The sequence below is a fragment of the Streptomyces aculeolatus genome, assembly GCF_020400605.1.
GTDB classification, from domain to species: domain Bacteria; phylum Actinomycetota; class Actinomycetes; order Streptomycetales; family Streptomycetaceae; genus Streptomyces; species Streptomyces aculeolatus.
Genome location: NZ_JAINRD010000001.1, coordinates 265,022 through 286,638, shown reverse-complemented (window position 1 = coordinate 286,638; position 21,617 = coordinate 265,022). Strand labels below are relative to the sequence as shown.

The 21,617-nt window shown below is 73.0% G+C and carries 20 protein-coding genes; 15 read left to right on the top strand and 5 right to left on the bottom strand.

Annotated features, from left to right (window positions below; genetic code table 11):
- Nucleotides 1–222: 222 nt before the first annotated feature.
- The 3 genes from LG396_RS01110 to LG396_RS01100 all read right to left on the bottom strand — a co-directional run bounded on the left by LG396_RS01110 (nt 223) and on the right by LG396_RS01100 (nt 3,323).
- Nucleotides 223–1,056 carry a DUF2637 domain-containing protein gene (locus LG396_RS01110; RefSeq protein ID WP_225793200.1) on the bottom strand — a complete coding sequence of 278 codons (834 nt, stop codon included), beginning with the start codon at nt 1,054–1,056 and terminating at the stop codon, nt 223–225.
- 246 nt (nt 1,057–1,302) lie between these two features.
- On the bottom strand, nt 1,303–2,664 hold the full coding sequence (locus tag LG396_RS01105; protein ID WP_372483185.1) for a DUF3631 domain-containing protein: 1,362 nt from the start codon (nt 2,662–2,664) through the stop codon (nt 1,303–1,305).
- Nucleotides 2,665–3,071: 407 nt separating this feature from the next.
- A complete protein-coding gene (locus LG396_RS01100; RefSeq protein WP_225793199.1) occupies nt 3,072–3,323 on the bottom strand; it encodes a helix-turn-helix transcriptional regulator in 252 nt (83 codons plus the stop codon).
- Between the two features lie 282 nt (nt 3,324–3,605).
- On the opposite strand from LG396_RS01100, the gene LG396_RS39565 reads away from it, so the two are divergent.
- Together LG396_RS39565 and LG396_RS01090 are read left to right on the top strand one after the other, a co-directional pair.
- The gene (locus LG396_RS39565; RefSeq protein WP_308190050.1) at nt 3,606–4,124 is read left to right on the top strand and encodes a helix-turn-helix domain-containing protein; all 519 of its coding nucleotides are present in this window, start codon (nt 3,606–3,608) and stop codon (nt 4,122–4,124) included.
- The gene (locus LG396_RS01090) at nt 4,117–5,430 is read left to right on the top strand and encodes a tyrosine-type recombinase/integrase (RefSeq protein WP_225793198.1); all 1,314 of its coding nucleotides are present in this window, start codon (nt 4,117–4,119) and stop codon (nt 5,428–5,430) included. Before LG396_RS39565 ends, LG396_RS01090 begins: the two co-directional genes overlap by 8 nt.
- Before the next feature lie 74 nt (nt 5,431–5,504).
- On the opposite strand, the gene LG396_RS01085 is transcribed toward LG396_RS01090, so the two are convergent.
- A complete protein-coding gene (locus LG396_RS01085; protein WP_225793197.1) occupies nt 5,505–5,969 on the bottom strand; it encodes an ATP-binding protein in 465 nt (154 codons plus the stop codon).
- A gap of 133 nt (nt 5,970–6,102) precedes the next feature.
- Between LG396_RS01085 and LG396_RS01080 the strand changes: the two genes are divergently transcribed.
- From LG396_RS01080 to LG396_RS01040, 9 genes are all read left to right on the top strand, one after another.
- Nucleotides 6,103–7,041, top strand: a complete 939-nt coding sequence (locus tag LG396_RS01080; RefSeq protein WP_225793196.1) for a hypothetical protein — start codon at nt 6,103–6,105, stop codon at nt 7,039–7,041.
- 172 nt (nt 7,042–7,213) lie between these two features.
- The gene (locus LG396_RS01075; protein ID WP_372483237.1) at nt 7,214–7,972 is read left to right on the top strand and encodes a YcnI family copper-binding membrane protein; all 759 of its coding nucleotides are present in this window, start codon (nt 7,214–7,216) and stop codon (nt 7,970–7,972) included.
- A gap of 88 nt (nt 7,973–8,060) precedes the next feature.
- Entirely contained in the window at nt 8,061–8,726 is a 666-nt protein-coding gene (locus tag LG396_RS01070; RefSeq protein ID WP_037747813.1) for an SCO family protein, read from the top strand.
- Nucleotides 8,723–9,238 (top strand): copper chaperone PCu(A)C, encoded by a 516-nt coding sequence (locus LG396_RS01065; protein ID WP_027766939.1) that lies wholly within the window; start codon nt 8,723–8,725, stop codon nt 9,236–9,238. Before LG396_RS01070 ends, LG396_RS01065 begins: the two co-directional genes overlap by 4 nt.
- Nucleotides 9,239–9,248: 10 nt before the next feature.
- Nucleotides 9,249–11,390 (top strand): copper resistance protein CopC, encoded by a 2,142-nt coding sequence (locus LG396_RS01060; protein ID WP_225793194.1) that lies wholly within the window; start codon nt 9,249–9,251, stop codon nt 11,388–11,390.
- Nucleotides 11,387–12,685 (top strand): iron uptake transporter deferrochelatase/peroxidase subunit, encoded by a 1,299-nt coding sequence (gene efeB, locus LG396_RS01055; RefSeq protein ID WP_225793193.1) that lies wholly within the window; start codon nt 11,387–11,389, stop codon nt 12,683–12,685. Before LG396_RS01060 ends, efeB begins: the two co-directional genes overlap by 4 nt.
- 119 nt (nt 12,686–12,804) lie before the next feature.
- Nucleotides 12,805–13,740: a prephenate dehydratase gene (gene pheA, locus LG396_RS01050; protein WP_037747819.1), complete on the top strand. Its 936-nt coding sequence runs from the start codon at nt 12,805–12,807 to the stop codon at nt 13,738–13,740.
- A 517-nt stretch (nt 13,741–14,257) separates the two neighbouring features.
- Complete coding sequence (serS, locus tag LG396_RS01045) at nt 14,258–15,547, top strand: serine--tRNA ligase (protein ID WP_078572802.1); 1,290 nt, start codon at nt 14,258–14,260, stop codon at nt 15,545–15,547.
- Nucleotides 15,544–16,353, top strand: coding sequence for an HAD family hydrolase (locus tag LG396_RS01040; protein WP_225793192.1), 810 nt, complete (start codon nt 15,544–15,546; stop codon nt 16,351–16,353). Before serS ends, LG396_RS01040 begins: the two co-directional genes overlap by 4 nt.
- A 252-nt stretch (nt 16,354–16,605) precedes the next feature.
- Here LG396_RS01040 and LG396_RS01035 read toward each other — a convergent pair whose 3' ends face one another.
- Complete coding sequence (locus tag LG396_RS01035) at nt 16,606–17,361, bottom strand: sulfite exporter TauE/SafE family protein (RefSeq protein ID WP_037747825.1); 756 nt, start codon at nt 17,359–17,361, stop codon at nt 16,606–16,608.
- Nucleotides 17,362–17,545: 184 nt separating this feature from the next.
- Here LG396_RS01035 and LG396_RS01030 point away from each other — a divergent pair, with 184 nt between their 5' ends.
- The 4 genes from LG396_RS01030 (at nt 17,546) to pdxR (ending at nt 21,605) form a co-directional block, all read left to right on the top strand.
- Nucleotides 17,546–18,460 (top strand): LysR family transcriptional regulator, encoded by a 915-nt coding sequence (locus tag LG396_RS01030; protein WP_027741545.1) that lies wholly within the window; start codon nt 17,546–17,548, stop codon nt 18,458–18,460.
- Between the two features lie 93 nt (nt 18,461–18,553).
- Entirely contained in the window at nt 18,554–19,165 is a 612-nt protein-coding gene (locus tag LG396_RS01025) for a LysE family translocator (RefSeq protein ID WP_018836407.1), read from the top strand.
- 59 nt (nt 19,166–19,224) lie between these two features.
- Entirely contained in the window at nt 19,225–19,893 is a 669-nt protein-coding gene (locus LG396_RS01020) for a B3/B4 domain-containing protein (RefSeq protein WP_372483236.1), read from the top strand.
- A 101-nt stretch (nt 19,894–19,994) separates the two neighbouring features.
- Nucleotides 19,995–21,605 (top strand): MocR-like pyridoxine biosynthesis transcription factor PdxR, encoded by a 1,611-nt coding sequence (gene pdxR, locus LG396_RS01015; RefSeq protein WP_225793191.1) that lies wholly within the window; start codon nt 19,995–19,997, stop codon nt 21,603–21,605.
- Nucleotides 21,606–21,617 lie beyond the last annotated feature (12 nt).

Below are 21,617 nucleotides of genomic sequence, written 5' to 3'. Positions count from 1 at the left end.
GGCCTTGGGATCGGGCATGAGGTCTGCGCTCCTCGGGGAGGCCGGAAGGACTGGGTGGACGAGTAGAGGGGGCAGCGTCAGTGGCGACGTGTGCTTTCAGGTCCGACGCCAAGTGCGAGGTGCGAGGCCAGCGGTGGATGCGTCGTGATCTCTCACGTGCCGGTCGCAACGGTTCCGGTCGCCCTGGTCGGTTCGGCGAGGGCTGGCAGGGGCGGGCGGATGTCAACCGACGAGGTGGTCGGATGGGGTGTCGGCTTCGGCACGCACGACCTTCATGATCTCGGTGAGGCGTTCGCCGCCGAGGGGTAGCCCTTCGGCGCGGATAGCGGATTCGACCACCGAGCGGGAGACCTTGCCTTGGCTGGCGACTGCGTTGCGGGCGATCTCCAGGAGCCGGTCGAGGTCGGCGCCCGGTGGACGGCCCGTGCGGCGCTGTCGCGCCTGATCAGAGGCCGGAAGGGCTGGTTGGGCCGGGTGGCCAGCGTCGGCGGCTATCGGGGCGCCTGTGGTTTCGTTCACCTGCCCGGAAGGGACCAGGCGGGTGGACGGGGTTGCGTTGGGTGGGTCGGGATCTGCCGTGTGCTGTGCGGAAGTTTCGTTCGGGTGGGCGGTGCGGCTGTGGCGGGCGATGTGGATGTAGAGATGTACGGCTCCGGCGAGGGCGAGCGGGGCGACGGCCGAGAGCAGCCCCACCGGAAGGTCCCCGAGTTGCAGGCCGCGCTGGCGGTTGGGGAGTTGGTTCAGGCGTACGGCGTGCAGAGCGTTGGCCCAGATGCTGGTAGCCGTGGCGGTGCCGACCAGTGCCCATACGTACAGGCGGGCCCGGGTCGGGGCGGTGCGCAGGATGATCAGTGCGCAGACGCCTATCGCGATGAAGCCGTCGATGAGTAGAGGGAAGAGGTAGGTCAGCGGCCCGGCGATGTGGACGGCGACAGCCATCTGGCGCAGGGCGTCGTACGACAGGGCGAAGCCGATGGCGCCAAGGGCAGCCACGCTGAGCCGGATTGCGACGCTGCCGGGCACGGAGTGGGTAGCTGCGAGCTGGGCTTCGGTCATCAAAGCAGGACTCCACGGATGAGGTGAGCGGCTGGTGCCGACGATGTGGGGTGTCTGGAGAGGGCGTGCGGGCCGCATGCCGTCCCACTCGTCCCACTCGTTGCACGGCTGGTCAGCTTGGTACGGGTGAGGGACGCGGGACGGGTTGACTCGTCCCAGCTACGCCACCCGTCCCTGGTGTGAGCTGGGCAGGGACGGGTGGGACGAGTGGCTACGGGTGCAGGGCTGTGGCCAGCAGGACCGTGACTACCGGCCGCGGGCCGGGCCCGCTCCTCCAGTCGGCTTCGGCGGTGGGAGTGGTCCAGGCAGCAGGGCGGGCGGTGGCGGCGGAGCAGGTTGCCGGACGATCGGGATCGGCTCGGTGGCGGCCGTCGGTTCCTGCGCGGGCTGGGGTGAGGTGGGGGTGTACCGGTCCCAGGCGTCGACGAACTGGGCTCGGGTGAAGCCCTTGGCCTGGCTGCCGTCACGGAAGCGGCGGTTGGCGGAGGAGATGCCGTAGTCCCGCAGCAGCAGTTGCAGTCCTCGCGGGCTCAGCCCGCCCGTGCCGTACTCCGCCCATGGCGCCTCGGGGTCGGCTTTCAATGTGCGGAGCAGGGTGGCGGTGGACAGCGCCTCAGGGTCGTCGTGCTGTGCGAAGGCGGCGCGGATGTCGACCAGGATGCGGGTCTTCAACCCGCCGTCCTCGTCCCGTCCGGCCTCCCGTTCGCACATCGTCTTGCACGCGCTACGGGCCAGCGTGGGCCACGGCCCGCCGGCGAGGTCGGCCACCGCGACCAGGGGCTCCCAGGTGTCCGCTGCCCGGTCGGCCACCGGCATCGCCGGCGCATGCGAGGCAGCGTCCTTGCGCTGGGCTCGCATCCAGCGGGCCAGGTGTCCGCGCAACTGGTGCAGGGACGGGATGTCGCGGCTGGAGCGGAAGTCGGAGACTTTCTCGCCCTGCCCCCGGCGCCGCATCCGGATCACCACCGCGCGGTCCATGATGGTGTCCGGGAGGTCGCCGATCCCGGCGAGGGCGGCCATGGCGAAGGTGGCGAACTTCTGCACCCCGTTCTCCGGGCCGCTGGCGCGCAGGGTAGGGCGGTTTCGCTGGTGTCCGGCGTTGAGCAGGCCGCGTAGCTCCTCGTTCTTCTCGGCCATCTTCAGCGTGCCGAAGAGTGTGTCCGCCTCGTCAACCAGAAGGGTCGGCGGCTCCTTCTCGCCAATGGAGCGGAAGATCGCTGCCGGGGAGGCGTTGACCGTGATGACGGGGTCGTGAACCGTCTCGGTTATCACGTCCAGCAGGCGGGACTTGCCGCACCGTTTGGCCGGGCCGACCACCGCGAGGCGGGGCGCGTGCTGCCAGACGGGCTGTAGGTGGGTGGCCGCCACCCACAGGGTGACCGCGGTGAGAGCCTGTTCATCGGGTAGCACCACGAACTTCGCGATCACGGACCGCAGCTCGGCCAGCACCTCATCCCCGTTCTGCGCTGGCTCATCTGCGCTTTCGCGAGCGTTTCCTTCACCAGAGGCAGTCAGCGATGCCGGGCTCTCGTCGGCCGGAACCGCCGCGGTCGTGGGGTCGTCGGCGTCGGCAGGTTCTCGGTCCTCCGGCTCGTCTGCGTCTTCCAACCGTGGCCCGTTGCCGGCTGCTGACGCGGCCCCGGAAGGTTCGGCGGAATCGGGCTGCTGGGCTGCCGCGCGGCGCGCATTAGCCGCCGCTCGCTCGGCTAGCGCCTGGGCCCGCACATGCTGTCGCTTCTCCTGGCGGGACAAGGGCGCCCGGCCGGCCTGCCGGTAGTTGCTAGCCGCAGCCGCATCGAGTAGATGCTGCCCCGGCCGACCGGACGCGGTGGCTGCGAGTGGGGATGCACCGGAGGTGGCGGAAGCCTTAGTCTGTGGGTCCATAGACAGTCCTCTCCGGTGAGGGCCGGGCGGCTACCCGACCTTCACCGTGTGGCAGATCGCTTACTGGGCGGTTTCTTGAGGTGTCTTCGGCCCCTGGTGTTGGCGCACCGGGGGCCGCTTCGTGCCCGTGGTCAGGCCACGTCGTGATCCGTCGTCTGGGCGTCCAACCATGCCTCCACCTCCTGCCAGCGGTAGCGCAGGTGGCGGCCGACCTTGGTGGCCTTCGGGCCGATGCCGCGGTGATTCCAGGAGTAGAGGGTGCCGAGCGGGATGCCGAGGTAGGCGGACAGCTCCTCCGGAGAGGCCAGCGGGCTGCGCTCGGAGCTGGACGAGGCGGTACGGGATGTCACTTCGGCGGACCGGGCGGTACGGGATGAACGCATCCAACACTCTCCATCATGACTAGGCGACGCCGCGGGGCACGAACAGTGCCACACGATCGGGGACACATCCAGCGGCATTGTCCGCGGAAACCATGTATCCCCTCCAAACGACGTCGGGCGGTGTGCGCGACCCCTCAATAGTCTGGAGAAACGCCGGTTTGGCCAACCGGCGATCGTCGGCTATGTTGCCCCCACCGCATTCGCTGGCCACCTCGGATCGCCACTTCGAAGCCGTACACTGGGACTTGCCCAAGCCCCGCCCTCCAGGTCAACATCGCGGTCATGGCAACCCGCCCCGTGGAGATCGGCCCTACCGGCCGTCAGACCGCCACCAACATCGAACGCATCCGCTCCCTGCTGGGCGTCTCCCAGCGCGAACTCGCCGAGCGCCTCACCGACTTGGGCCGCCCCATCCCCTCCACCGCACTGAGCAAGATCGAGCGTGGGGACCGCCGCTGCGACGTCGACGACCTCGTCGCCATTGCCATCGCCCTCGGCGTCTCCCCCGCCACCCTGCTGCTGCCTCCGGTCGCCGACGAGACCACCACCACCGTCACCGGCGCCGGTGAGGTGACCACCGCGGACGCCTGGGACTGGGCCGACGGCATCCGCCCCCTGCTCCCGCGCGAGGACCACAGCGCGCTCGACCACGCCATCCGCACCCGCCCCGAAGGCCGGCGCACCGACCACCTCATCGCGAAGGGGGGTGATGCGTCAGTCCCGAAGCCGCTCGGCCGTCTGACCAAGACCGAACTCATCCACCTGCTGGACGACCTCAAGGAGGTCCTTCTAGATGGCTGACGTCTACGACCGCTGGCACAAATCCCACCCGAAGAGCGACGACGAGGAGTGCAGCGAGCACAAGAGCCGCACCCGGCGTCTGGTGCCCACCAAGGACCACGGCACGGGCAAGCGCTGGCAGGTCCGCTACCGCGACCTGAACGGCCATCAGCGCAAGGAGAACTTCGAGATCAAGGCCAGGGCCGAAGCCCGCGCGGCCTCGGTCGAGACCGAGTTGCAGCGTGGCACCTTCGTGGACCCGAACGCCGGGAAGGTCACCCTCGCCACTTACGCGGAGCAGTGGCTCCAGGCGGCTACTGCGGGGATGGGCACGGTCGACCTGTACGAGGGCGTGGTGCGCAACCACATCAAGCCGCACCTCGGAGGGCGCCAGTTGCGATCGATATCGCAGCCGTCGCTGATCCAGGCGTGGCTGAAGAAGCTCCAGGACGCGGACCTGGAAGCGTCCACGATCAGTTGGGTGCACTCCATCCTGACGGCAATCCTCGACTCCGCCGTCGAAGACGGACTGATCGTCAAGAACCCGTGCAAGGCCAGCACGGTCAAGCTGCCCAAGCGCCCCAAGAAGAAGATCGTCCCGTGGAGCGTGGAGCGGGTGCACGCCGTCATCGCCGGCCTGCCCGAGCGTTTCCGGGCAGGCGGCAAGCTGACCTTCGGCTGCGGGCTGCGGCAGGGCGAGGTCTTCGGCATCGCGGTCGAAGACATCGACTTCAAGCGTCGGCTGCTGCACGTGAACCGACAGGTCAAGCTGGTCCGGTCGAGCATGGTCTTCGCGCTGCCCAAGGGAGAGCGGCTGCGCTCGATCCCGCTGCCGGATGAGCTGGCCAAGGTGCTGAAGGAGCACGTCAAGGAGTTCCCGCCGAAGCGAGTCGCCCTGCCGTGGCGGGTCCCGGACGGCGAAGAGCGTACGTACCGGCTGCTCTTCACCACGGACGAGGGCAAGGCGTACCACCGCAGCGTCTTCAACCAGTACGACTGGAAGGCCGCCCTCGCCACGGCCGGCGTCATACCGCCGCGGGAGAAAGGCTCACCGCGCTACGCCGCGGCGCCGGACGACGGCATGCACGCCCTCCGGCACGCCTACGCTTCGGTACTCCTCGACGCTGGGGAGAGCATCAAGGCCCTGTCCGAATACCTCGGGCACTCCGATCCCGGCTTCACCCTGCGGACGTACACCCACCTCATGCCGCAGAGCGAGGCCCGCACCCGCCAGGCCATCGACGCGGCCTTCGTCCCGCCGCCTACCGAGGGCACACCGGATCAGGGCCGCGAGCAGGTGTGCCCTCATTGTGCCCTGGCAGCTTGATTCACAGTCGTTGACGGTGGCCCACTACCCCAGGAATCTGGGAAAAATAGCAGGTCAGACCGATACTCTGCCAGTCACGCCGCCTGGAGCGGCGCGTCCTCGCGCCATTTGAGGATCTTGTCGAAGCTCACCACCGCGCCGCGGCCCGGGCGGTCGCGGATGTCGACGTGGTCGCTCAGCTCCGCGATCAGGAACAGGCCGCGGCCGCCCTCCGCGCCCGTGTCGGTCAGGGGGGCGGCGGTGGCGGGGGCGCGGGGGGTCTCCGGGGGCGGGGCGGAGGTGGCGAAGCCTGGGCCGGAGTCGATGACCTCGATATGGCAGCGGTCGCCGTCGAAGCAGGCGGTGACGCGGTAGTCGTCGCCGGATGCGGCGCCGCCGTGCTCGACGGCGTTGGCACACGCCTCGGTGAGGGCGAGGGAGAGGTCGAAGGCGACGTCCGGGTCCACCCCGGCCGTCTCCATCGCACCGACCAGCAGGCGGCGGGCGAGCGGGACGCTGGCCGCCTCCCGGCGCAGTCGAAGTGACCACCACATGCTCATGCGTTCAGCCTCCTGGCCGCCACCCCGACATACGGTACGTATAACCCTTGTGTCGGCACCGTAAGCACGCGAGTTGCGTGAGAACCCTCATTCGGCGGAGGGGTTTCTTCCGCCATTCGGGGTGGGACATGACATGGCCCGAATCCGGCCGATCGGCGCCCCGCCCGGGCCCGTACGGCTGTGCGGTGAGATGATGGCGCCCGCCATGGCTGCCCCTCACGCGCCCGCCACCGCGGAGCTGCGCCTCCTACGGGCCGCGGTGTTCACCGCGGTCTGTGTCGTGCTGTCCGCCGGGGGGCACGTGCTGGCGTCGAACGAGACGGTGCCGCTGTGGACCCTCGGGGTCGCCGCGGCGCTGGTGTTCGCGGTGGCCGTGCCGCTGGCCGGGCGGGAGCGGTCGCTGCCCGGGATCGCGGCGCTGCTGGCGGTGGGGCAGATCGGACTGCACGGGGTCTTCGGGCTCGGGCAGCACCGCGCCGTCGCCGCGGGCGCCGGTGCGGGCGGTGCGGGCGCGGGCGGTGCGCACGGGAGCGGCGCGGGCGGCGAGGGCGGCAGCGCCGCCGTCGAACTCGCCCGCCGGCTGCTGTGCAACGACGCCGCGATGAACCTCAGCGAGGGCCGCGCCCGCCGGATCGTCACCAATGCCGGGCTCGACCCGGACGCCGGTGTCGGCGGCGCAGGCGGTGCCGACGCTGCCGGCGGGGTCGCGGACAGCGCACACGCCGTGCACGGCGGCGGCCTCGGCGCCGTGTTCGACCCGGCCACGTACTCGCTGCCCATGGTCCTCGGGCACCTCCTCGCCGCCCTCGCCGCCGGCTGGCTGCTGCGCCGCGGCGACGCGGCCCTGACGACCCTGCTGCGCCTCGCCGCCGGCACCGGCGCCGGCCTCGCCCCGCTGCGCGCCGCCGTGCGCTACGTGCGGGCCCTCGACGCCGGGTTCGACGGCGCGGGCCGGCCGGCCGCGCGCGTCCGGGCGCGGACGGCGTACGACGGGCGGAGCGCCCGTACCGTACGCGACCTGCAGCACACCGTCGTACGCCGCGGGCCTCCGGCCTTCGCCCTCGCGGCCTGACGCGACCGCACCCCCTCCGGCTTACGGCCCACGCGCCGCACGCCCCGTACGACACGGGCGGACGCGGACGCGGGGGCCTCGGGTGAGCGGGTGGTCGCGCCGCTGCCGCACGCGCGCCAACCCCCAATCCATCCACACCGACCGGAGTGTGTCACTCATGAAGTCATCCCGTATGCGGCGGATGTCCGTCAGCACCGCCGTCGCCGCCGGCGCCGCCGTCCTCGCGTTCGCCGGGCCGGCCGCCGCGCACGTCAGCGTCGACCCGGGCGAGGCCGAGCAGGGCGGGTACGCCACCGTCAACTTCAAGGTGCCCAACGAACGCGACGACGCCTCCACGATCAAGCTGGAGGTCACGCTGCCGACCGACCACCCGCTGACGTCCGTCATGCCCGAGCCCGTGCCCGGCTGGGACGTGAAGGTGGAGCAGGCCGAGCTCGACACCCCGATCGAGTCGCACGGCGAGAAGATCACCGAGGCGGCCAGCAAGGTCACGTGGTCCGGCGGGGAGGTCGAGCCGGGGACGTTCCAGCGGTTCCCGGTCTCCATGGGCGCCCTGCCCGAGGACGCCGACCAACTCGTGTTCAAGGCGATCCAGACGTACGACAACGGCGAGGTCGTCCGCTGGATCGAGGTCCCCGAGGAGGGTGCGGAGGAGCCGGAGAGCCCGGCGCCCGTGCTGGCCCTGGTGCCCGCCGAGGACGCGGACGACGACGCCGACGCCGACGACGCCGGGAACGGCGACGACGCCGAGCCCGCCGCCGCCGAGGGCAAGGGCGACGACGGCGACGACACCGCCTCCGACGACGACGGCTCCTCCGACACCATGGCCCGCACGCTGGGCATCGTCGGCATCGCGCTCGGCGCCGCCGGCGTCGCGTTCGGCGTGCAGTCGCGGCGGCGCGGGGCGGGCGGTTCGTCCGCGGCGCAGTAGGCGCGGCACCCGCACCCGTACGTAAAGGCAAGCGGTGGCCCGGCCGGCGATCCCGTCCGGGCCACCCCACCCCTCAAGGGAACACAGCATGCGCACAACCCGTACCACCACCGTCCACGCCGCCGCGGCCCTCGCCGCCGCCGCGGCGCTCACCCTCACCGCCTGCGGCTCCGACTCCGGCGACGACGGCGCCAAGCCCGCCGTCGAGATCTCCGGCGGCAGCACGAAGCCGGGTGTCGTCCTCGACACCCCCAAGGAGAAGCCGGACCTCGTCCTCACCGACACCGAAGGCGAGGAGTACGACTTCGTCGCCGAGACCGCCGGCAAGCCCACCCTGCTGTTCTTCGGCTACACCAACTGCCCCGACGTCTGCCCCACGACGATGAGCGACATCGCCATCGCCAAGCAGAAGCTGCCCCGCGCGGAGCAGGAGAAGCTGCAGGTCGTCATGGTCAGCACCGATCCGAAGCGGGACACCCCGAAGCGGATGGGCGAGTGGCTCGACGCCCAGGACAAGGACTTCATCGGCCTCACCGGCGACTTCGACACGGTCAAGGACGCCGCGCGCAGCGTCGGCGTGCACCTGGAGAAGCCGGTGAAGGAGAAGGACGGCAGCATCACCGTCAGCCACGGCGCGGAGGTGCTGGCGTACTCGCCGAAGGACGACAAGGCGCACGTGCTCTACCTGGCCGGAGTGACGGCCGACCAGTACGCGAAGGACATGCCGAAGCTGGTCAAGGGACAGAAGCCGTGAGGCGTGCCCGCCGGGGCGCAGTAGTTACTGCTGCCGCCCTGTCCCTCGCCCTCGGCCTGGCCGCATGCTCCGGTGAGGACTCCGGTACGCGGACGAAAGCGGAATCCGGCGACGGCGGCGGCAGCGGCGCCGGCCCCGGCTCCGGGCCCCGGCTGCGCGCCGAGGCCGGCTTCGTACCGCAGCCGGTGATGAAGGACCTCGCCGCCGGCTATCTGACCGTACGCAACGACGGCGCGGCCGACGACCGGCTCACCGGCGTCAGCACCGACCTCGCCGACGACGTCACCATGCACGTCACCGAAGGCGAGCGGATGCGCGCCGTCGACGGCCTCGACGTGCCCGCGGGCGGCGAGCTGACCCTCGCCCGCGGGGGTTCCCATCTGATGCTGGAGAAGCTGGATCGCAAACCGGAGGTTGGCGAGAAGGTGTCCTTCGTGCTGCACTTCGCCGAGTCGGAGCCGATCGAGGTCGAGGTGCCGGTGCAGCCGACGACGTACCGCCCCGCGGAGTGAGAGGCGTGTCATGACCCCAACCGGACAGCTCCACCGAGCCCGCCGCGCACCGATCCGCCGGCGCTCGACGCACGCAGGGCGCGCACAGCGCAGGCGCGCGCTCGGGGCCCTGTGCGCCGCCGTCGCCGCCGTGCTGTGCGTCCTCGTACCCGGCGCCACCCCCGCCGCGGCGCACGCCGCCCTCACCGGCACCGACCCCGCCGAGGGCTCGGTCGTCCAGGAGGCGCCGCAGGCGGTCTCCCTCACCTTCTCCGAGGCCGTGCAGCTGAGCGACGACGCCATCCGCGTCCTCGACCCCGACGGCAACGACGTCACCAAGGGCGGCGCCGCCCACGTCGACGGCAACTCCAAGACGGCGACCACCGCGCTGCGCCCCGGGCTGCCGGACGGCACGTTCACCGTGGTCTGGAAGACGGTGTCCGCGGACAGCCACCCGATCTCCGGCGCGTTCACGTTCTCCGTGGGCAAGCCGTCGAAGACGACGGTGGCCGTGTCCGAGGCGGGCGAGGACAACGGCAGCGCCAAGGCGCTGTACGACACCGGGCGCTACGTCGCGTACGCGGGCTTCGTGCTGCTCGTCGGCGGCGCCGTGTTCGCGGGCGTCTGCGGCGGGCGGGGCCGGGTCGTGCGCCGGGTGGCGAGCGCGGGGTGGGCGCTGCTGTTCGCCGCCACCGTGGCGCTGCTGCTGCTGCGCGGGCCGTACACGGGCGCCGACTTCGGGCTCGACTCGGTGCGCGACGTACTGGAGACCCGCCCGGGGACGGCGCTGCTGTCGCGGTTGCTGCTGCTGGGTGCGGCGGCGGTGGTGCTGGCGGTGCTGTTCGGGGTGTACGGGCGGGAGAACGCGCCCGGCGCGAAGGGCGCGCGCGCGAAGGCAGCGGCACGCGTGGGCGGCGCGGGCGCCGACGAAAGCGCGGAAGCAGACACAGACAGGGCTGCGGGCGGGGACGCCGGCTCCGCCGCGGCCGACGGGCCCGACGCGGCCGGGCCCGTCGCCGCCGACCGCGCGGATGACGACGCCGCGCGCAGCCGCGACCTGGCCATCGGCCTCGGGCTCGGCGGCGGCGTGGTCGCCGTCGGCCTCGCCGCGACGTGGGGCATGGCAGAGCACGCCTCCACCGGCATCCAGCCGTGGCTGGCCGTGCCGATGTCGATGGTGCACCTGCTGGCCGTCGCCGTCTGGCTCGGCGGCCTCACCTCGCTGATGCTGAGCCTGCGCCTCGGGCCGCGCGTCCCGTCGTACGTCATACGCCGCTTCTCGCGGCTGGCGCTGACGTCGGTGACGGTGCTCGCCGTGACGGGGCTGTACCAGGCGTGGCGCGGGCTGGGGACCTGGGGCGCGCTGACGGACACGGCATACGGGCAGTTGCTGCTGGTGAAGCTGGGGCTGGTCGCGGTGCTGATCACCGCGGGCTGGACGTCGCGGCGGTGGACGCAGCGGCTGGCCGGCTCCGGTCTTTCGGCGGGCGCGGAGCCCGCCGGCGCGACGGCGGAGGCGCCGCTCGTGCACGCCGCCGCGACAGCGGAGGCGGACGCCGGTGCCGCATCCGGTTCTGAATCCGGTTCCGGTTCCGACGGCGATCCCGACCGCGCCGCGCAGCTCGCCCGCCAGCGGGCCGCCGTCGACGCGAACCGCGCGCGCAAGGAGCGCGACTCCGACCCCGTGCGCCGTGGCCTGCGCCAGTCCGTCCTCGTCGAGACCGTCCTCGCCGTCGTACTGCTGTCGGTCGTCACCCTGCTGACGGGCACCCAGCCGGGCCGGGCCGAGACCGAGCAGGCCGCGGCCGAGTCGGCGCAGCGGCAGCCGGCCGGGCCGGTCAAGGTGAAGATCCCGTACGACACGGGCGGGCAGGGCGGCGCCGGGACCGCGGAGATCACCGTCGACCCCGGCAGGACCGGCGACAACCAGCTGCACATCTACCTCACGGACGCGAACAACCAGCTCCTCAACGTCCCCGAGGTGCGGCTCTCCTTCACCCTGGAGGAGAAGGACGTCGGCCCGCTCGCCGTCACCCCCACGCCCGTCGAGAACGGGCACTGGGCCGCCACCGGCGTGCAGCTCCCGATGGCCGGGGAGTGGACCCTCCGGCTGACCGTGCGCACCTCGCCCATCGACCAGGCGACAGAAGAGAAGAAGTTGACGATCCCGTGAGCCCGACCCGTTCCACCCGCACAGAACCAGAGAAGAGCACCGGCGCCGCCACGGCCGCCTCCCGGCACCCGGTCTCCCGCCGCCGCCTCGTCGGCGCGGCGGGGGCCGCCGGGGCGGCGGGGCTCCTCGCCGGCGGCGCCTCCGGCGCGGCCGCCGCCGAGGCGCTGCGGGACGCGCCCCCCGCGCCCTTGACGTCGATCGGCGCGAACGGTGTGCCGTTCCACGGCCCGCACCAGGCGGGCATCACCACCCCGCTGCAGGCGGCAGGCCACTTCGCCGCCTTCGACCTGGCCCCGGGCGCGGGCCGCAAGGAGGCCGCGGCGCTGCTCAAGCGGTGGTCCGCTACGGCCCGCGAGCTGAGCGAGGGGAAGGCGGCGGCGTCCGGCACCGGCAGCGCGCTCGACGCGGGGCCCGCGTCGCTGACCGTGACGTTCGGCTTCGGGCGGACGTTCTTCGACCGTACGGGCCTGGCCGCCCGGCGCCCCGCCGGGCTCGCCCCGCTGCCGGCGTTCTCCGCCGACGCGCTGGACGCGCGGCGCAGCGACGGCGACCTGTGGCTGCAGATCGGCGCCGACGACGCCCTCGTGGCGTTCGACGCGCTGCGCACGCTCCAGCGCCGGGCGGGCGACGCGGCGGTCCTGCGCTGGCAGATGAGCGGCTTCAACCGCACCCCGGGGGCCACCGACCGGCCCCGTACGGCACGCAACCTGATGGGGCAGGTCGACGGCACCAACAACCCCCGGCCCGAGGACCCGGACTTCGACGGCCACGTCTTCGTGCCGGCGGACGCCGGGCAGGAGTGGCTGGCGGGCGGCTCGTACGCCGTGTTCCGCCGGATCCGGATGCTGCTCGACACCTGGGACCACCTGTCGCGGGAGCGGCAGGAGCGGGTCATCGGCCGGCGCAGGTCGGACGGCGCACCGCTGTCGGGCGGCGAGGAGACGACACCGGTGGACATGAACAAGCAGCTCGCGGACGGCTCGCTGGCCATCGCGGGAGACGCGCACGTACGGGTGGCGGCGCCGGAGTCGAACGGCGGGGCGACGATGCTGCGACGCTCGTTCTCGTACCACGACGGCTATCTCGACACCGGGGACGGACCGGTGCCCGACGCCGGGCTGCTGTTCGTCGCCTGGCAGGCGGATCCGCTGAAGGGGTTCGTGCCGGTGCAGCGCAAGCTGGACCGGGGCGACGGGCTGTCGCGCTTCCTGCGGCACGAGGCGAGCGGGCTGTTCGCGGTGCCGGGCGGGGCGCGGGAGGGCGAGTACGTGGGGCAGCGGCTGCTGGAGGGCTGAGCGGGGCGGCGGGGCGGCGGGGCGGGCCCATGATCGTCCGTTCCCCGGACCGGCACCCCCCGCCCCGTGCCCGTGGGTATCGTGGCCGTCTCGCCGAACGCCCACGAGGAGCCGCCCCCATGTCCGCCAGCCGCTTCACCTACCTCGGCCCCGAGGGCACCTTCACCGAGGCCGCGCTGCGCACCCTCCCCGAGGCGGCGACGCGCGAGCTGGTGCCGATGGTCTCGGTGCCCGCGGTGCTGGACTCGGTGCGCGGCGGGGCCGCCGCGGGCGCGCTGGTGCCGATCGAGAACTCCGTGGAGGGCGGCGTGACCGCCACCCTCGACGAGCTGGCGCTCGGCGAGCCGCTGATGATCTACCGCGAGGTGCTGCTGCCGATCGCGTTCGCCCTGCTGGTGCGGCCGGGGACGGAGCTGGCCGACATCAAGACGGTCACCGGGCACCCGGTGGCGCAGCCGCAGGTGCGGCGCTGGCTGGCCGGGCACCTGCCGGACGCGGTGTGGGAGTCGTCGGCGTCCAACGCGGACGGCGCGCGGCAGGTGCAGGAGGGCCGGGTGGACGGGGCGTTCGCAGGCGAGTTCGCGGCGTCGGTGTACGGGCTGGAGCCGCTGGTCTCCGACATCCACGACGCGGAGAACGCGGAGACCCGGTTCGTCCTCGTCGGCCGCCCGGCGCGGCCGGCGGCACCGACGGGTGCGGACAAGACGTCGGTCGTGATCTGGCTCGGCGACGACCACCCGGGCGCGCTGATGGAGCTGCTCCAGGAGTACGCGGTGCGCGGCGTCAACATGCTGCGCATCGAGTCGCGGCCGACGGGTGAGGGCATCGGGCGGTACTGCTTCTCGGTGGACTGCGAGGGGCACATCACCGACCGCCGGGTGGGCGAGGCGCTGATGGGGCTGAAGCGGATCTGCCCGCGGGTGCGGTTCCTCGGCTCGTACCCGCGCGCGGGGCTGTCGCCAGCGGACGTCGGGCCGCTGCGCCCGGAGACGTCGGACACGGCCTTCACGGAGGCGTCGGACTGGCTGACGCGGTGTCTGGACGGCCGCGCCTGACCTGGGGTCTGTGCACAGCTCGCGGAGTTATCCACAGGCTGTCGGGGTCGGCTGTGCATAACTCCGGTACCCGAACGGGCAATGTCGACAAATCTGTCTAGTGACTGATTTCCGGCGTCCAACTGCTCAGATGGTTACTCGTCACGGCAATTCCCTTGATCCACTCTAAGGCGGTAGGCAATTCCGCTCCAAAGGGTGTGTAGCCGGAGGCGAAACGGGGAATTCCTGCGCCAGCACCGGCCCTACGGAACGATCTTCCCCGGCTTCCACAGGCCCCCTCCCCGCCCTGTGGATAACTTTCCGGATCCGCGGCCACCTGTGGAAAAGGATTCCCCAACTGCCGTGCACGCCACGGACGTACACCGACCTTATGTCCCGATTGCTCCGCTGTGCACCTTTTCTCCATCCGCCCAGAAGCGGGATCCGCGAAACCGGTCATTCACCACAAAACGCCGAGAAATCCACAGGGGTGGAATTCGGCGGAGAACCGGTCGGCGCACCCCGGTAACCTGGCTGCGTGATTGACCTTCGCCTGCTTCGTGAGGACCCCGACCGAGTGCGTGCGTCGCAGCGCGCCCGTGGAGAGGACGTCGACCTCGTCGACGCGCTGCTCTCCGCCGACGAGCGGCGCAGGTCGTCCAGTACGCGCTTCGACGAACTGCGGGCCGAGCAGAAGCAGCTCGGCAAGCTGATCCCGCGCGCGCAGGGCGAGGAGAAGCAGGACCTGCTGCGGCGCACCGGCGAGCTGTCCGCCGCCGTCAAGGCCGCGGACGCCGCGCAGGACGAGGCCGCCGCCGAGACCCAGGCGCTGCTGCTGCGCCTGGGGAACGTGGTGCATCCCGACGTGCCCGTCGGCGGCGAGGACGACTTCGCGCTGCTGGAGACCGTCGGCACCCCGCGCGACTTCGCCGCCGAGGGCTTCGAGCCTCGCGACCACCTGGAGCTGGGCCGCATCCTCGGCGCCATCGACACCGAGCGCGCCGCGAAGGTCTCCGGCTCGCGCTTCTACTACCTGACGGGCGTCGGCGCCCTGCTGGAGCTGGCCCTCGTCAATGCGGCGATCGCCCGGGCCACCGCCGCCGGCTTCACCCCGATGCTCACGCCCGCGCTGGTCAAGCCGCGCGCCATGGAGGGCACCGGCTTCCTCGGCCAGGCCGCCGAGGACGTGTACTACCTGGAGCGCGACGACTTCTACCTCGTCGGCACCTCGGAGGTCACGCTCGCGGCGTACCACATGGACGAGATCATCGAGGCCGACCGGCTGCCCCTGCGGTACGCGGGGTTCTCGCCCTGCTTCCGCCGCGAGGCGGGCTCGCACGGCAAGGACACCCGCGGCATCATCCGGGTGCACCAGTTCGACAAGGTCGAGATGTTCTCGTACGTCGACCCGCAGGACGCCGAGGCGGAGCACGCGCGGCTGCTGGACTGGGAGAAGCAGTGGCTGTCCGCCCTCGGCCTGGCGTACCGGGTGATCGACGTGGCCTCGGGCGACCTGGGCGCGTCGGCCTCGCGGAAGTACGACTGCGAGGCCTGGATCCCGACGCAGGGCAAGTACCGGGAGCTGACGTCGACGTCGAACTGCGGCGAGTTCCAGGCGCGGCGGCTGTCGGTGCGGATGCGCGACGGGCAGGGCCAGAAGAAGGCGGCCCGCCCGCTGGCGACGCTGAACGGGACGCTGTGCGCCGTGCCGCGGACGATCGTGGCGATCCTGGAGACGCACCAGCAGGCGGACGGCTCGGTGGCGGTGCCGGAGGTGCTGCGGCCGTACCTGGGCGGGCGCGAGGTGCTGGAGCCGGTGGCGAAATGAGCGGCGCCCTTCCGTACCGGCTCATCGCCACGGACCTCGACGGCACACTGCTGCGCAGCGACGAGACGGTCTCGCCGCGCACGCGCGCGGCGATCGAGGCGGCGTGCGCGCGGGGCGCGGCGCACATCGTCGTCACCGGCCGGGCCGTGGCCTGGACCCGGCACATACTGGACGGGCTGGGCTACGAGGGCCTGGCCGTCTGCGGCCAGGGCGCGCAGGTGTACCACGCGGGCGAGGACCGGCTGCTGACCTCCGTGACGCTCGACCGGCGGCTCGCCGCCGACGCGGTGGCGAAGCTGGAGGCCGAGGTCGGCGAGGTGGTGGTGGCCGCCAGCGCGGACGGCCTCGCGGGCGAGGTGCTCTTCGGCCCCGGCTTCCGCGCGGTGGCCCGGGAGGACCTGCCGGTCCGGCGGGTGGCGGAGCGCGCCGAGCTGTGGGCCCAGCCGATCGGCAAGCTCTACCTCCAGCACCCCGACCTGGACGACGACGCGCTGACGGCCGCGGCCCGCGACACGGTCGGCGGCCTCGTCGAGGTCGTCCTCGCCGGCGCCGACACCGTCGAGGTGCTGCCGCTCGGGCTGAGCAAGGCCACGGGCCTGTCGGTCGCGGCGCGCCGGCTCGGGGTCAGGGGCGCGGAGACGATCGCGTTCGGGGACATGCCGAACGACATACCGATGTTCCGCTGGGCCGGCCACGGGGTGGCGATGGCGGGGGCGCACCCGGAACTGGCCGCGGTCGCGGACGAGACGACCGGGTCGAACGACGAGGACGGCATCGCGACGGTGCTGGACCGGGTGTTCGGCTAGAGCCTGCCCAGGCGCGTGCGGCCGAAGTACACGGGAGCGGGTGTCCGGACTTCCGGCGGTCGAGAACCAGGAGGCCGGACCGGGCGTCTACGTCTGCGAGTCGGTGCCCGCGACCGGAGCCGACGTGCCGACCGGTGGCCACCGCGGCCGGCGCCGGCTCAGCGCATCGGTCGGCATCGATCCGGAACGGGGGGAGCCGCACCACACCGCCGCGACGTCCCCGCTCCGCCGGCTCGTAAGGCGCGCGCGCCGTCAGCGGATGATCATGGTGAGGGCGGCGGTGGTGCCGACGGTGACGATGATCGTGCGCATCAGCGCGGGGGTGAGCTTCCGCCCCAGGTGGGCGCCGAGAAAGCCGCCGAGTGTCGAGCCGATGGCGATGATGCCGGCCGCGGTCCAGTCGACGTCCGTGACGATGATGAAGACGATCGACGCGACCCCGTTGACGAGGGCGGCGAGGACGTTCTTGACGGCGTTGAGGCGCTGGAGGTCGTCACGGACGAAGGTGCCGAACAGGCCCATGAGGATGACGCCCTGCGCGGCGCCGAAGTAGCCGCCGTAGACGCCCGTGCCGAGGACGCCGATCCACATCGGGGTGCCGCCGTCCGAGTCGTCGTCCTCGCTGCGCGCGGCGAGGCGGCGGCTGAGGACGGGCTGGAGGAGGACCAGGGCGCAGGCCGTGAGGATCAGGACGGGGACCACGGCCTGGAACGCCTCGGCGGGCAGTTGCAGGAGCAGCAGCGCGCCGGCCAGGCCGCCGATGAGGGAGGCGGTGCCGAAGCGCAGTATGCGGCTGCGCTGGCCGCGGAGTTCGCGGCGGTAGCCGTAGACGGCGCCGGCGACGCCGGGGACGAGGCCGACGGTGTTGGAGACGTTCGCGAGGACCGGCGGATAGCCGAGGGCGAGGAGCGTCGGGAAGGTGATGAGCGTGCCGGAGCCGACGACCGCGTTCATGCCGCCGGCGACGAGTCCGGCGCCGGCGAGCGCGGCGGCTTCGAGCGGTTCCACGGCGGCGTCCTCGTTCCGTAGGTCGGTCTCCCGGGCGGGGGGCGGTCCCCTTGTTCCTGCGTCGTGCGGGCGGTCGGGCCGGGTGCGGGCGTACAGCAAAGATCGTGGTCATCGTGGGCGCGGCGATCCGTCCAAGTCAATCCTCGGGTGTCCTTGGGCGTCCCCAAGGGTTAGCTTGACGCCCATGACTCTGGACGACCTGCGGGTGTTCGTCGCCGTGTGCCGGGCGGGGAGCCTGAGCGCGGTGGCGCGGGAGCTGGGCTGTACGCAGTCGGCCGTCAGCCAGCACGTCAAGCGGCTGGAGCGGGAGGTCGGCCTCAGCCTCGTGGAGCGGCATCCGCGCGGCGTGGTGCCCACGCACGCCGGGGAGCTGCTGCGCGGTGCCGCCGCCGAGGGCATCGGCGGCGTGGACCACGCGCTGCGGCGGCTGCGCGACCTGGCGCGCGGGGACGGCGGGTCGGTGCGGGTGACGACGGGGGCGACGACCGTACGGCACTTCATGTCGGCGGCGGTCGTCGCGTTCCGCGAGCGGTATCCGCAGGTCAGCCTGGAGTTCCAGACGGAGAACTCCAGCCGCGGCTGCGTCGCCGCGCTGGCCGCGGGCGGCGCCGACCTGGCGTGGATAACCATCGCCGCGCCGGTACGGGGCGTGGAGTTGCGGCGCGCGGCGGAGCTGCGGTGGGTGCTGGCCGTACGGGAGGGCGATCCGCTGGCGGAGCGGTCGGCGGTGGGGGCGGCGGACCTGGCGGCGGTGCGGCTCATCGGGCTGCCGGGGAACTCGAGTTCGCGGGCGCACCTGGAGGCGTGGTTCGCGGAGTCGGGGGTGCGGCTGCCGGCGTTCGACACGTCGGTCGCCGACTGGGACACGGCGATCCTCCTCGCGGAGCTGGGGCTCGGCTACGCCGTCGTACCGGAGCTGCCGGGGTGGCGCGAGGGGCGGCATCCGGGGGTGCGGCTCGTGCCCGTACCGGAGCTGCCGCCGCTGTGGGCGGGGTGGGCGGTGCGGCGGTGGGCGGCGCTGTCGCCGCTGGCGCGGGTGTTCGCGGACATGGTGGCGGCCGGGGTGGACGCCCAGGGCTCCCCGGTTATGGACCAGTGATCTCGCTCCTCTTTGGCTCTGCCCGTCAGGCCATCGGCGGGTGAGGGTGGTGGTGTTCCGCAGTAGCCGATCACCACCGCCGGAGGCAGTCCCGTGAGCATCGCCTTTCTGTTGACCACGCTGATCGTGGTCGCCACCCCGGGCACGGGGGTGGTCTACACCCTCGTCGCCGGGCTCTCCCACGGCAGGCGCGCGAGCGTCGTCGCCGCGTTCGCCTGCACGCTCGGCACCGTCCCGCACGTCCTCGCCACCGTCACCGGGCTCGCGGCGCTGCTGCACACCAGCGCCGTGGCGTTCGAGGTGGTGAAGTACCTGGGCGTCGCGTACCTGCTGTACATGGCGTGGTCGACGCTGCGCGACAAGGAGGCGCTGGTCGTCGAGGCCGACGCGGCGGCCGGGCCGAAGCCGGTGGGCCGGGTGATCGTCTCCGGTGTGCTGCTCAACCTCCTCAACCCGAAGCTGACGATGTTCTTCGTCGCGTTCCTGCCGCAGTTCATGCCCGCGGGCCAGGAGGGCTCGGTGGCGGCGATGCTGCGGCTGAGCGCGGTGTTCATGGGGCTGACATTCGTCGTGTTCGCGGCGTACGGGATGTGCGCGGCGGCCGTACGCGGCCACGTGCTGCGGCGGCCGCGGGTGATGGCAGGGATCCGGCGGGTCTTCGCGGTGTCGTTCGTCGGGCTGGGCGCGAAGCTGGCGGTGGCGTGACGATGCGGTTCGGACATGCGGCAGAGCTGCGGGCGGAGTTCCCCGAGCTGGTTGCGGGGGTGCTGTACGGGGACGCGGGGAGCGGCGACGCCTTCGGTCCCGGCGGGGGCGCGGAGTTGGAGGCGCGGATCGCGGCGTACACGGACGTCGCGCGGCGGCGGCTGGCGGCGGGCACGGAGGCGGAGTTCCCCGAGGTACGGGCGTGGCGGCGGACGTACGCGCGGCTGGGGCTGCGGCCGACGCAGTACCGGTGCGCGTCGGAGTCGCTGCTGCGGCGGCTGCGGCGGGAGGGGTCGCTGCCGCGGATCAACCCGGTGGTGGACCTGTGCAACGCGGTCTCGATGGCGTACGCGATCCCCGTCGCCGTACTGGACGTGGACCGGATCGCGGAGCCGTGGCTGCAGGTGCGGCGGGCGGTGGGCGACGAGACGTACACGACGTTCGGCGGCGGGACGGAGCATCCGGCGCCGGGGGAGGTGACGTTCGCCGACTCGGCGGGGCGGGCGCACGCGCGGCGCTGGACGAACCGGCAGAGCGGGTACTCGGCGGTCGGCACGGAGACGCGCCGGGTGCTGGTGGTGGCGGAGGGTATGCACGAGGCGGCTGCGACGGATGTGGCGGAGCTGACGGAGGCGGTGCGCGGGGAGCTGGCGGGCCTGTGGGGCGTGAAGGCGAAGGCGGCGGTGCTGGAGGGAGCGGGAGCGGGGGAGTTCGAGTTCGGGGAGTGAGAGGGCCGGCGATGGGGGGCGTGGGCGTGAGAACCGTTCCTGAGCTGCGGCGACGCGGCTTCGGAAGGGGCGTTGTCAGTGGCGCGTGCCACGATGGCTCCATGAACGGGGTGGAAGAAGCGACCTCTGAGAGGTCCAAAGCGTACGGTTCGGATTTCCTGCAGCTCGACGTCGGGGAGGCGCCGGCGGGCGGGATGGCGGACTGGCTGGCGCGGCGGCTGCGGGAGGCGATCGCGGACGGGCGGCTGCCGGTCGGCGGCCGGCTGCCGCCGACCCGGGTGCTGGCGGCGGAGCTGCGGGTGTCGCGCGGGGTGGTCACGGAGGCGTACCGGCGGCTGACGGAGGACGGGCACGTCGAGGGCCGGCGGCGCGGGGGGACGGTGGTGGTCGCGGCGCCGGTGGGAGCCGGGGCCGTAGCGGAGCCCGGGGCGGCGCGGCCCACCGTGTTCTTCCCGGCCGCGCCCGGCCCGGACGCCTTCGACGCGCTGCGTGCCGCGCCGGCCCGCATCGACCTCACCCCCGGGCTGCCGGACCTCGCCGCGTTCCCCCGCGCCGCGTGGCTGCGCGCCGAGCGCGCCGTCCTCGCCGAGATGTCCGCCACCGACCTCGGCTACGGCGACGCGCACGGCGCCCCCGCGCTGCGCCGTGCCGTGTCCGGCTGGCTCGCCCGCAACCGCGGCATCCGCGCCGACCCCGACGACGTCGTCATCGTCGCCGGCACCGCCCAGGCGCTCACCCTGCTGCACCCGGTGCTGCGCGCGGACGGCATGGAGGCGGTGGCGCTGGAGGACCCCGGTTCGCTCGGTATGCGCCAGCATCTGGAGAACGGCGGGCTGGACATCCTCCCGGTGCCGGTGGACGCCGACGGCATACGTGTCGACGCGCTGCGCGCGACCGGCGCGCGTGCGGTCCTGCTCACCCCGGCGCACCAGTTCCCGACGGGCGCGGTGCTCAGCGGTGAGCGCCGCCGCGAGTTGCTGCGCTGGGCCGAGGACGGCGGGCTCGTACTCGAAGACGACTACGACGCCGAGCACCGCTACGACCGGCCGCCGGTGCCCGCGCTGCGCGCGATGCTCGCGGAGCGCGTCTGCTACATGGGCAGCGTGTCGAAGCTGCTGGCGCCGGCGCTGCGGGTGGGCTGGGTCGTGCCGCCGCCGGGGTACCGGGACGCGCTGGTGAACGCCAAGCGGTTCACCGACCTGGGCAACGCGGTGCTGCCGCAGCTCGTGCTGGCACGGCTGATGGAGTCAGGGGAGATGGAGCGGCACCTGCGGCTGCTCCGGGGGCGGCACCGGCGGCGCCGGGACGCGATGATCACGGCGATCGCGGAACACCTGCCGGGAGCGGTGGTGCACGGCGCGGCGGCGGGGCTGCACCTGACGGTGACGTTCGACGAGGCGGGCGGCCCGGTTGCGTACGGACCGCGACCGGACGACGGGCACGCACCTAGCGGCGGACGCGGGGCAGGTGGGCGCGGGGCGGGCGGGCGCGGGACGGGCGGCGGGCGCGGGGCGGGCTGGGAGGTGCCGGCGGGGGTGACCGACACGGAGCTGGCGGCGGCGGCCCTCAGTTGCGGCGTCAAGGCGCAGCCCCTGTCCTGGCACCGGCTGCGCCCCGGTCCCCCGGGCCTGGTCCTCGGCTACGCGGCGAGCCACCCCGACGCCGTGACCGAGGGGGTAAGGCTGCTGGGGCAGGCTCTGCGCGGAATGTAGCGGGGCGGCGGG

Coding starts and splice junctions, on each gene's coding strand:
- pheA (WP_037747819.1), top strand. CDS start 12,805: ATGTCCGCCAGCCGCTTCACCTACCTCGGCCCCGAGGGCACCTTCACC.
- LG396_RS01040 (WP_225793192.1), top strand. CDS start 15,544: ATGAGCGGCGCCCTTCCGTACCGGCTCATCGCCACGGACCTCGACGGC.
- LG396_RS01030 (WP_027741545.1), top strand. CDS start 17,546: ATGACTCTGGACGACCTGCGGGTGTTCGTCGCCGTGTGCCGGGCGGGG.
- LG396_RS01090 (WP_225793198.1), top strand. CDS start 4,117: ATGGCTGACGTCTACGACCGCTGGCACAAATCCCACCCGAAGAGCGAC.
- LG396_RS01070 (WP_037747813.1), top strand. CDS start 8,061: ATGCGCACAACCCGTACCACCACCGTCCACGCCGCCGCGGCCCTCGCC.
- pdxR (WP_225793191.1), top strand. CDS start 19,995: ATGAACGGGGTGGAAGAAGCGACCTCTGAGAGGTCCAAAGCGTACGGT.
- LG396_RS39565 (WP_308190050.1), top strand. CDS start 3,606: ATGGCAACCCGCCCCGTGGAGATCGGCCCTACCGGCCGTCAGACCGCC.
- LG396_RS01110 (WP_225793200.1), bottom strand. CDS start 1,056: ATGACCGAAGCCCAGCTCGCAGCTACCCACTCCGTGCCCGGCAGCGTC.
- LG396_RS01060 (WP_225793194.1), top strand. CDS start 9,249: ATGACCCCAACCGGACAGCTCCACCGAGCCCGCCGCGCACCGATCCGC.
- LG396_RS01100 (WP_225793199.1), bottom strand. CDS start 3,323: ATGCGTTCATCCCGTACCGCCCGGTCCGCCGAAGTGACATCCCGTACC.
- LG396_RS01080 (WP_225793196.1), top strand. CDS start 6,103: ATGGCCCGAATCCGGCCGATCGGCGCCCCGCCCGGGCCCGTACGGCTG.
- LG396_RS01075 (WP_372483237.1), top strand. CDS start 7,214: ATGCGGCGGATGTCCGTCAGCACCGCCGTCGCCGCCGGCGCCGCCGTC.
- LG396_RS01085 (WP_225793197.1), bottom strand. CDS start 5,969: ATGAGCATGTGGTGGTCACTTCGACTGCGCCGGGAGGCGGCCAGCGTC.